This is a genomic window from Bacteroidota bacterium (genome assembly GCA_026391695.1).
Lineage (GTDB): Bacteria > Bacteroidota > Bacteroidia > Bacteroidales > JAGONC01 > JAPLDP01.
The window spans coordinates 21241-32959 of sequence record JAPLDP010000058.1 but is presented as its reverse complement, the minus strand read 5'-3'; the positions used below and the strand labels follow the sequence as shown (position 1 = coordinate 32959).

At 38.3% G+C, this 11719-nt stretch carries 7 protein-coding genes; 4 read left to right on the top strand and 3 right to left on the bottom strand.

Annotated features, from left to right (window positions below; genetic code table 11):
• A partial coding sequence (locus NT175_07480) for a DUF2341 domain-containing protein (GenBank protein ID MCX6234551.1) occupies positions 1–2740 on the bottom strand: 2740 nt, incomplete at its 3' end.
• 892 nt (positions 2741–3632) lie between these two features.
• On the bottom strand, positions 3633–7103 hold the full coding sequence (locus NT175_07475; GenBank protein MCX6234550.1) for a C25 family cysteine peptidase: 3471 nt from the start codon (positions 7101–7103) through the stop codon (positions 3633–3635).
• A 348-nt stretch (positions 7104–7451) separates the two neighbouring features.
• Here NT175_07475 and NT175_07470 point away from each other — a divergent pair, with 348 nt between their 5' ends.
• Positions 7452–7904: a helix-turn-helix transcriptional regulator gene (locus tag NT175_07470; GenBank protein ID MCX6234549.1), complete on the top strand. Its 453-nt coding sequence runs from the start codon at positions 7452–7454 to the stop codon at positions 7902–7904.
• A gap of 5 nt (positions 7905–7909) precedes the next feature.
• Here the strand turns inward: NT175_07470 and ndk are convergent, their stop codons facing one another.
• Entirely contained in the window at positions 7910–8329 is a 420-nt protein-coding gene (gene ndk / locus NT175_07465) for a nucleoside-diphosphate kinase (GenBank protein MCX6234548.1), read from the bottom strand.
• Between the two features lie 263 nt (positions 8330–8592).
• On the opposite strand from ndk, the gene NT175_07460 reads away from it, so the two are divergent.
• The 3 genes from NT175_07460 to NT175_07450 are packed head-to-tail and all read left to right on the top strand — an operon-like array spanning position 8593 to position 11545.
• Entirely contained in the window at positions 8593–9642 is a 1050-nt protein-coding gene (locus NT175_07460) for a DHH family phosphoesterase (GenBank protein MCX6234547.1), read from the top strand.
• On the top strand, positions 9635–10210 hold the full coding sequence (locus NT175_07455) for an FKBP-type peptidyl-prolyl cis-trans isomerase (protein MCX6234546.1): 576 nt from the start codon (positions 9635–9637) through the stop codon (positions 10208–10210). The genes NT175_07460 and NT175_07455 overlap by 8 nt, the downstream gene beginning before the upstream one ends.
• A 12-nt stretch (positions 10211–10222) precedes the next feature.
• A complete protein-coding gene (locus NT175_07450) occupies positions 10223–11545 on the top strand; it encodes an FKBP-type peptidyl-prolyl cis-trans isomerase (protein MCX6234545.1) in 1323 nt (440 codons plus the stop codon).
• Positions 11546–11719: the final 174 nt, after the last annotated feature.

Below are 11719 nucleotides of genomic sequence, written 5' to 3'. Positions count from 1 at the left end.
CAGAAACCTCGATAATCCCACCAAGTATTAGTTTATTTACCGTAGAATTAGTGCCAGTTGCCAGGGCGGCATTTGCTGTTCCGCTTATAGATAGTGTTCCCCCAATTGATGCAACAGCAGAAAATGTCTTGGTGCCTGAGCTGGATAATGTAAGGTTGTTAAATGATATAGCCGTATTTCCCCCAATGGCCTGTGCACCTGATCTGTTGAAATTTATTGTGCTTCCGGTATTAGTAAAAGTAGCATTGTTAGTCCAATCTCCTGCAACATTGTGAGTAAAAGACCCGGCAGTAAATGAGGTACCCGTCCCAATAGTAACACTCCCACCGATAGTAAGGCTTACTACTGCAATAGTTGTCGCTGTTCCTGATAAAGTAAAATTACCACCTATTGCCGTAGTACCTGTTTGCAATGTTTTTGCACTAGTGTTACTTAATATTAAATTGTAATAATTAGTTGAAATAAGCGTCTGTGTCCCGGCATATCCGTAATTAACGGTGTTGCCGTTTGCAGTAGCTGTAAGTGCTGTAAGTCCCGGGGTTCCTGTAAAGTTAATATTAAGTGTGCCTGTGTTTGTTAATGTGGGTGAGCCCGATTGAGCTAATGCCGTTGTGACAGTTAATGTCCCGTTGTTCTGAATTGTTCCGCTGATTGTAACAGACGGAATAGTTAAAGTTCCACCAATCGTTTTGGTGGTGCCTGAAAAGGTATGAATTCCCGTGCTGGCTGTAAAAGTTGTACCACTGTGTTGCAAGCTACCACCATAATTAATAGCTGCAGCGTCAGTTTCATTCCAAACACCTCCGGAATTAATTGTTACATCTCCTGTAAATGTTTTAGTGCCTGTGTTAGCAAGTGTTAATGTACCTGTAACTGATGTTGTACCGGTAACTGAAAGTGTCCAGGTATTTGTAGCACCGGTAGCAAAAGTTGCTCCGGTTCCTACACTCAGATTGCCGCCAACGGTTACAATTCCTCCTGTTGTTTTTGTGCCTGAGCCTGAAAGGCCGAGGTTGTAATAGGTTCCTGCAGCAACAGTTTGAGTACCTCCCAAACTATAATTCACTGTTCCCGTGCCGGCGTTTAGTGTTCCCCATGGGAAGGTAGCTGCAGTGCAATTGTACGTCCCCGTATTGAGATTCAGCGTGGTAGCCGTTGTAACTGTATAAGCGCTATCGTTGAAAATGCTGCCTGATGTTACATCTCCTATTGTGAGAGTAGTAACCGTTGCTGCGGCAGCAAGCGTCACTCCGGTTGAATTATTTATTTTAAGAGTTGCGTATGTTCCACCAACCGCCGTTTGTGCCCCTGATCCATTGTACTCTATAGTGCCGCCCCATGTTTTACCTGAGGGAATCGGTGTTTCACTCGTTGATGTTGGTACCGATGTTTGAATAGTTCCCGTATTGGTAATTGTGGAAAGGGTACCGGCAAGAATAATTCCGGGACCGAAATTGAGAACATCGCCGGAAACCGTGGTGGTCAAAGCATCGTTCACTGTTAATGTAGCCGAACTTCCAGTTTGGAGATTCACTGTTGAACTGTTGGAGAGAATTAATTGCGCTATAGTTTGAGTGGGGACATTGGTTAATGTGACACTTCCACCGCCACTAAATTGAAGAACGTCATATGTCGCAGGTGTTGTACGGGTAGGTGTCCAATTGGTTGCAACTTGCCAGTCAGTAGAGGTACCATGCGTCCAAGTATAAGAAACTTCCTCGCTTCCATAAGTTCCATTCGCAGGCTCCGGGCTTACATACTTGCGGGTGATGATGTTATCCCAATAGGTGTTAACAGTTCCTCCTAAAGCATCCCCGCCGAGACCAATATACCCACCATTGTTTGTAACAGCGTAGGTGGTAGAGTTTAGAACAGTACCGGGAACAGGACTCATGCTGGTCGTAGCATCATAATACAGAGTTGACGAATTCCCCGCTGAATTAATGGCAATACCAAACCTATACCATGTAAGAGGCGACGAAGTTTGGCTTGCACCAGGAGTGCCCCAGACATTCCAACTGGTGGTAGTTGCAAAACCCGTATAGGATAAGGTTCCCCTGGAATCCAGACGGTACATCTGTCCTAATCCACTTGAATTGCATAGAAAATAAAAGTTTCCCAGGTTACCAGTCTCGGTATAAACGTTAAAAGATGTAAATGTATTCGCGGCGATGCCGCTATTCCTATACATGTAATTCTGTGCACCAGCGGTGTGGGTTTGAGCATATAGCGAATTTGGAGGGTTTCCTATGGAACTTGTTGTTCCGGCATTACCGGATACGGTCCACCCTGTTGTAGAAGAACCGTCATCGTAATAGATAAATGTTGAAGAGCCGCTACTGGTGGTAGTAGCGGTTGAATAGCCGTAATAAACATATATCGATTGTGCTGAACTTTCGAGATCCGCCGATACCTTGACCCAAAATACAGCGTTGTCGCTGGCTGTGGAAGACTGTATCCAATAACCTAATAGCGTTGAACCATCAGAAGCGGTAAACCGTATATCTCCAAAATCGGTTTTGCATTTACTATTACAATAAACATCTCCAGCACCATCGGTTCCACCGGCATAATGAACGGTTATCATAACTTGATAATTTGTTCCTGCTCCAGTCGCTGAATGGATGGTGTGGCTTTTCCGGTAGTGCCAACTTGCATCATACCAGCCTAGCGCACTCACTGAAAACGTGCCAGCGAGTGAGAGCAACGGTATCAATAAAAAAGGTAAGAATTTCTTCATTTTTGTATATTTTTTAAGGTTTATACATCGCTTATAGCCTTAAGTTACTGTCAAATTTTTTGGGACCATTTCACTTGATTAATCATAAATACAAGCTCTATATAATATTGTTTAAAAATTATGCAGTTATTTTTTTATTTATCTGATTATGAATTATATAAATCACAGGTATGAATCCCGGGGCAAGTTGAGCTTGCGACATGCCGCTCCAGCGGCGCCCCGGCCCCTTATTCTGCCCCAAAGGGCGTGGTATTATACCTTCCGACTTTGTCGGGATTGTTCGACTTACAATTTTTGGTGCGCCTTCGGCTTTCAAAAATTGAGTCTCACAAATAAAACATTTATACATTACTCCAAACAATACATCAACACATCAATTTTTCATTGAAAAATACATAGGAAAGGGGATTCCCTGGGTGAAGAGAATCAATTGTGTTAAAATTGCATCCGACTATATTATTTACAGTCAGTTAAATTTCAACGAACACTATTATGACTCCATAATTGCGTATGGAGTGGATTTCACGACAGTATTATAATATGAAAGTACCTTGAAAATAAAGAAAATAAATTTACTGATAAGATAAAACGAAGGTAATACAGGCACTTTCTGTTTCATAACATTTTGACTTTCTAACGACATTCAGTTAATAATTCTGAATGCTGTTAGGGGTTACAAGTAGTCTGTTGGGGTAGGGTAATGGGTGAACAACAGAACTTTGTGCGGCAAAGTTATGTCATTAATAATTATAAAACAAATTTTAAAAAAAAAATAAAAAGCAAGCCCTGGCACTTGCTTTTTATTTTACCCTTTCCTATGTATGTACCCCTTACCAGGGTAGGGGCTTTTCCAAAACAGTATGAAACAGTTGAGGCTCTTAAATGACTTTTTTTATTTTTGAATAATCAGTTTTTTCGTTTGATAACTTGCACCGCCATCTATTTGAATAAAATATAGGCCATTTTCAACATTTGACAGATCAAGCTTCTCTGAATAGATATCCATGACAGAAATACCTTTTTGTTCATAAATTATCTTTCCGTATATATCATAAATAATAATTCCGACATTTAACGGGAACTCAGAATCAATTTTCAGATTAAATATCCCATCATTGGGATTGGGAAATATTTCCAATTGAATACACTCTGTACGCATTTTATCGGAATTATTAAAAAAAGTGATATTCATTGATTTCTCGAATAAACAACCATTCGTACCAATTGCTTTTAATGTGATGGTGTGCGTCCCGGCTTTAAACTCCCTTGAATCAATTATTAAATTGCTTTCCCTGAATCCTGATGGCATCCAGAGATAGGATTGAATGTCAGGGGAAAAAGCATCAATATTTAAAATTTCTCCTATTGAAAGGGTCGTGTCCTTTATGTTATTCAGCTCTATCGGATATGGTGTAAAATTTACTTTCATTTGATTATTTACAGATGTAAACGTATATTCATTATAAGCCGTTAATGTTACACATAGATTTTTATTATTGTAATCAGAAAGACACGGAATATAAGTTGTATTAAGCGCTGTAGGTTCTGTAAAAATACCTGTGCCATTGGTTGTCCATTTCACAGATGTGAAATTCCGGGCATCTCCGGTCAAATTGATGACCTCTTTTTCACAGAAGAATGCTTCCCACCCGGCATCAACATAAATTTCTTCGTTTATTGGCAGATAAACATCATCAATCCACACAGCATCGGAACCTTTGGCATCCCTTTCATCTTTTGCATATTTCCACTCAAGTACATGTTTCCCTTTTGGAACAAAATATATGCAGTTAACCCATGAAACTTCCCCTGACCATTCTCCTTGTATATTTCCATCAATAAGGAATTCGAACCTATCCTTTCCTGATTCAGATGAAATCTTAAACCAGAAACTTACAAAATCATCTATTGTATTTTCTGAGTAAAAAAGCATTGACGAACTCTCATTAGCACCAATTTGCCCCGATTTGCACGACATCAAACCATTAAAATGAACCGTGCTGTCAATTTGCCATCCATAAATGCCTTCAAAGCCCCAGAGATTCCGGGGAAGTGTTGCATCTTCAAAATCTTCATCAGGAGGTGATGTAATCTTGAATTGCCAGATATCCCCATTTATAAAACCATATTGATTATAAGCGTCAACACGCCAGAAATATTTCCGGTTGTATTCAAAAGTTTTATCATATAAATAAAACGTGTCTCTCAATGTCAGTCCATTAAGTAAATTAGTCGGAGGGTTGTCGGTTCCGATATATATCTTGTAAAATTGCGGTTTACTTCCATTACCTGCTGACCATTGCAGCGTTTTATAAGGAGAAACCATTTCCTGGCAGTTGACAGGTGAGGATATTTTAATCCGGGATGGGTAATATACTAATGATAACTTTTTAATATAAGGTATACAATTATTAGCTATTATGGTTAAAGTGACCTCATCACACTGCAATTCATTTGCAATCTTAATATGGGCTACTCCTTCGAGAATTTTTCCAGCACCCACGATTTGATCATTGCATGTCAATACCGCTTGTGCTCCATCAATATCACATTTAATTTCAAATGTTTCAGCATCAGAATATATCACATCCTCATGTTGTGCATAGATAGTTTTAGGGGTACCCGATAGTAAAATAAGTGAAGGATCTCCAAATATTGTCCATATATCTGTGAGTCTGCCACCTGCTATCCCATATTTATCATTCATGGCCATACAACCACTCATGGTCATCCCTCCAAATGTCATTAAAGCCGAATTGTCATGCCCATTTAATAGATAGGATATCATTTCATCCTGGGCGTGCATGGAGGGATACCAGCCTAATTGTCCGGTCGTCATAAATGCTGCTACAGCTCCAGTTGGTATATCGTTATCCGATGCCCGGAGCCATGCCTCGGCAAAACATAACGGATGATTGAATGCGCCACCATAACACCCGGCCGAGATGATAAATGGATAACGATTTGCATTATTCAATTGGAACACATCATTAACGTTGAATTCTGAAGTTCCCCATGAAGAAAAGTCTCCAACACCGGTATACAATAATATACTTGCACCTTCATTGATGGCTTCCTTTACCATCCTGCTGGTAGGATTTCCTGCAGCATCAAAATCACCCTGATTACCATCAAACAATTCATACTTATAACTGTAACCGTTGCTTAATAACTTATTCTGAAGATTCCTTACATGTTCATAATCCATTTCGTTATCATCACCAGGACCTTGATTGGATCCAATGCCAATACTTTTTGATAACCAATCCCTTGCTTCAAACTCATTTTTTTCATACCGTAAAGATTTTTCGACTTGAATCCTCACGTGATTAAGCGTTGAAGCAGAAAAGCGCCCGACAAATATATCGGGGTAATGATCTGTGCCGGCTATATATCCATAGGAATTATCAGAAATACCCAGTTCAGTGCTCAAAGAAGGAATGTATTCAATATCACCGACAAGCAGCAAATAGGAGAGGCCATATGAGTAATAGTAGTTTGTGACATAATTTTTGATTGCTTCTGCATCACCAATTTGGGCGACGTCTACAACATCGCAGATAATACCGCATTGTAATTTCCAGTCTATTAAAGGCTGCAAGGCTTCTATAAAAGGACCATATGAAATGATGAGCATGCGGGTGGTTTCCATTTGACTATCATCTCTGTTATCTGTCATTCTATAGTTTAGGAAATGGCGGTTATATATTTCTTTAAATCCATTTGATGCCGAATTTTCGTATTTGCGGACAAAAGGATTTCGTCCTTCACTTTTATCGGCAACCAATTCCACAATGACTTCTGTGTAGACACGCAGTATTTTTTGGATGGGATTATATTGAAATGGGAAAATAGTGACAGTCTGCCCTCTTAAATCTCTTAAGATAAAAGGTTCGCTAATATCAGACAGCATATTGGGGTAAAAAGCATCCGTGCGATATGCATCACTTTTTGCTGAATAATAATTTTGACTCCCATTCCTTTGCATATCTCCATATGATGGAGCAATAGACATATTGGTATAATCAGTGAAATGGGCCGAAACAATATTCAGTTTCATTTCACCCTGGTCAGGAATTATAATGGATTCCGATAATTTTACCAGATCCGGATAACCGGCCATGAGAATGGGAACTGCATTATCGACGCGTACACAATATGAATTATTGCGATTGTCTTGGTATTCGTTTAAATAAAATCCATCGATCGAATATTTAATGACTGAAGAAGAAATAGTAGAGGAGATGAGCTTCACGCGAGCCGGCGAAGGAGAATCGGCTGTGATCTTAATCCATTCCGATCCGGTTGTCTGAAATACCACTATCACTATGGATATTAAGATAGAAAAAGGTTTTTTCGCCATTTTATGTGAACCTTAGTTCGGATCACATAGGGCAAGGGTAAAATATAAACTTTAATCGGTATTTTTGCAAAAGGTAATACAAACTGTATTAAAAGGAATTTATAACTGTAAATATTTTAGTTCAGGGTGTAAATTCGAGTCTGTAACAATTCGAATGCATGCCAACCCTTGACATAAACGAAAATCTACTTTACAGGCTGTTTTTATCTAAAATTCAATCTCGAGTTACAATTGTAAAATATGTTATGATATTAATTTTTATTAGATACAAATGTGAATAATTCAATTATTACATTTGTGATGAAGAATTTGCATATTTATTCAAAATGACTTAATTTTGGCATTCTTATGCTAAAAAGAATATTTCAATTAATCAAATCGAAAGAAATCACAGCCTCTGAGTTTGCATCGACAATTGGAGTGCAACCATCCAGCGTTTCACATGTTCTTTCTGGAAGAAATAAACCGAGTCTTGATTTTGTACTGAAAATTTTACGATGTTTTCCGGAAATTAATCCTGATTGGCTTTTGTTTGATCACGGCGCGATGATACGAAAAGAAAAAATTACTATTAATAACCAGGAAATACGAACTGGTCACATAGAAACATTCAAATCCGAAACTGGTTTGAAGGTTTCCCCTGTTGAAGAAGGGAAAACCTTACTCCAAGATAGCACATCACCTGTAAAAAGCGATACACAAGTAGCACAAAATACTGGCGTAATTAAATCAGTACGTATTGTGATTTTTTTTAACGATCATACATTTTCAGAATATATGCCTGAAAATGTCGGAAAATAGAATTATCAGTACCGTTCCAATTTTGAAAAGAAAAAATCACTTTCAATCCCTGCATTTTCGTCACTGTCAGAACCGTGCACTGCATTCGCTTCAATAGATATCCCATATAAACTCCGTATCGTACCTGGTGCTGCTTTTAAAGGATCTGTAGAACCAATGAGTTCCCTGTATGTTTCGACAGCATTGTCCTTTTCAAGTATAGCAGCTACTATGGGACCTGAACTCATTGACATTACTAAATCATTAAAGAATGGCCTTTCTCTGTGAATGGCATAAAATTCCCTTGCCTGATCCGTTGTCAATTTGAGGTATTTCATCGCTATAACCCGGAATCCTGCTTCATTTATCTGTTTTAATATTGCACCTGTGTGATTTTTCTGCACAGCTAAAGGTTTAATCGTGGTCAATGTGATTTTTCCTGACATAAATGTTGGTTTTAAAGATTTTTAATGAGACTCAAATTTTACAAACAAAGTGCAGTAAAATTTGTAAGTCGAATTAATCCCGACTGCGAAGCAAGTCGGGATTAATTAAATACTCTGCAACGGAATTTGGAAAATGGGCTTGCTCTGGTTACCGTTATCGTGCGCAAAAATAATACATAATCAATTGCAAGGTCTTAGTCTGTTATATTTTATAAATTTATAAATTTGCCAACCTATTTTGACAATATTTAAATATTAGAGCATTGACCAAAACAGTTGCTTATCAAGTCAAAGAATTGCTCAGCTCCTCAAAAAGAAATGTGGTAATTACTACTCACACTAACCCTGATGGGGATGCTTTGGGATCATCCCTGGCTTTTGGGCAATTTCTGACAATTACGGGGCACCATGTGGATATCATTGTACCGAATAACTTTCCTGCCTTCCTGTCATGGATGCCAGGAAGTGAGAATATCCTGATCTATAAAAGGCTGCCTGAAAAATGCAGACACATTATCGCTCAGGCTGAATTAATATTTTGTCTCGACTTTAATGCACTTATCCGGTTGGATAAACTTGAGGATCCGGTTCGCAAAAGCTTTGTCCCCAAAATATTAATAGACCATCATCCTCAGCCTGAAAATGAATTCGACATTGTGATTTCTTCCGTTGAAACATCTTCGACAGCAGAACTGGTATATAAATTAATTGATGAGCTTGGAGGGAAGTACCTCATTTCTAAACCTATTGCTGAAAATATTTATGTAGGTATAGTAACAGATACTGGCTCTTTTAGCTATTCATGTAATTACGAAAACACTTATCTGATTATTGCCGATTTAATGAAAAGAGGTGTTGATGGTGAACATATCCATACACTTGTCTATGACACCTATTCTGAAGACCGGATGCGCTTACTCGGTTACTGCTTGAGTAAAAAGCTGAAAGTTCTTAAGGAATATCATTCAGCCTATATTTGTCTGACAAAAGAAGAGCTGCGGTCATTTAATTATCAGATTGGGGATTCTGAAGGTATCGTAAATTATGCCCTTTCAATTACTGGAGTAAGCTTTGCCTGTTTAATAATGGAAAGAGATAAATATATCAGAATGTCATTCAGGTCACGGGGCAACTTTTCTGTTAATGACTTTGCAAGAAGACATTTTGAGGGAGGTGGTCATAAAAATGCAGCCGGTGCAAATTCGTACGTTACTATCGAAGAAACAATACTTAAACTGGAGGAGCTACTCGCAGTTTATAAAGAGCAATTAAATATTGCAAATCAGATGTCAGGATATAATTATCATGAATAGTGTTATGTCGGTAATAGGTAAAACAGTTGCTTTCATTATTTTATTGATTGCTTTTAGTTCAATAATATCAGCATGTCGTAATAAACTTTCAGAGAAGGAAAAAGCCTTTAATCCTGATCCGTATAAGGAGATCCTGATAAAAGCCAACAAACAAATGACTAAGAACGAAAGTGATCTCATTGATGATTTCATCAGGCGTTATGGTTGGACTATGGAACAAACAGGAACAGGATTGCGATATATGATTTATAAAAAAGGAAATGGTCTGTTTCCAAAGAAAGGTGATTACGTTATTATTAATTATTACTCGATACTTCTTAATGGTGATTCATGTTACTCCTCTGGAAAGGATGGACATAAGGAATTCCAGATCGGTAGCGGGGCCGTTGAAAGTGGTCTGGATGAAGGAATTTTGTTACTCCGCATTGGAGACAAAGCAAAATTTATTATACCTTCGCACCTCGCTTTTGGATTGTTGGGTGATCAGAATAAAATCCCTCCAAAAGCAACGCTGGTTTATGATGTAGAATTAATAGACATCAGGAATATCAAAATTAAGTATAACTAAAATTCATTAAAAATGAAAAGAGAATTTTTTTTATTAATGGTGATTGCATTAGTCATTTCACTTGCTGTGGTCTCGTGCCAGCAAAATAAATATAGGGGATATAAGAAGTCAGATTCCGGTCTCCTGTATAAGTTTTATCATCGTTCTGGTGATACAACAAAACCCCGCTTAAATGATATGATTACAATCAGGATGAAATATGGAACAGAAGACACGACTATTTTTGACAGCGATAAAAGCCCAAGACCACTTATGATGCCTCAAAAAAAATCTGATTATAAGGGTGATATTTATGAAGCTTTCTCAATGATGTCAGTTGGAGATAGTGCCTCATTCATTCTCCGGCCGGATTCATTTTTTCTTAAAACCGCTCGCAATCCAAGAATACCACCCTATATCGACAGCAACGACGTGATGATTTTTCATATTAAACTTTTATCCTCTCTCACAAGAGAAGCTTACCAAAGAGCAGAGCAGGCGAGAAAGGACAGCCTCAAATCACAGGAAAATCAATTTCGTGAACAATACATCAAAGATAATGGGATTGGTGTCGCTTCTTTAACCAGCGGGCTGTACTTTATCGAGACAACCCCTGGAAATGGAACTATACCGCAGACCGGACAATGGATTAAATTGCATTTTTCAGTTACAGCATTGGATGGAAAAATAATTTATTCTTCTTTTAATGATAAGCCGGCGGAATTTGAGTTTGGAAAACAATTTGAAAACAAAGGTGTTACAGAAGCTGTTGGTCTGATGAGTAAGGGCTCGAAAGCTCGTCTGATAGTCCCATCTGACCTTGCCTTTGGCGAACGTGGCAGGGGAGAGATGATTCCACCTTTTTCAACTCTGCTTTATGATGTTCAGATTGTTGATATTATGACCAAACAACAACATGATATTGAGCAGGAAAAAATCAAACAGGAGAAATTGAAGAAATATGAACAGAATAAAATTGAAAGCCGTAGATTCCTCGAACAAAACAGTAAACAACCTGGCGTTGTGACTCTTCCGGATGGCCTGCAATATAAAATTGTAAATCCGGGCTCTGGTACTAAACCATCTCTCACTGATCAGGTAAAGGTAAATTACAGAGGTACTATCATAAACGGAACTGTTTTTGACAGTTCCTATGACCGAAAAGAACCTTCAGTTTTTAAGGTTAATGCAGTAATTTCCGGTTGGTCTGAAGCTCTTCAGATGATGCCACTTGGTGCAAAATGGATATTGTACATTCCTCCTGAATTGGCATATAAGGATAATGGAAGGGGAAAAATTATCGAACCCAACATGGCATTGATATTTGAAGTGGAATTATTGGAGATTTTAAAGTAACAAAACGGGTCTTTACAGAAATGCGTACTTTTAGGGTAACGAAGGTAATATGAATTACCCCGTGCTTTTAGCTCGGGGTTAAAAAAAACAACACAAAACCGGGCTTTAGCCCAAAACCTTGTTTACGATATGGCATATGAATATCAAGAATTTATACGTAAGTACAAATTTGAT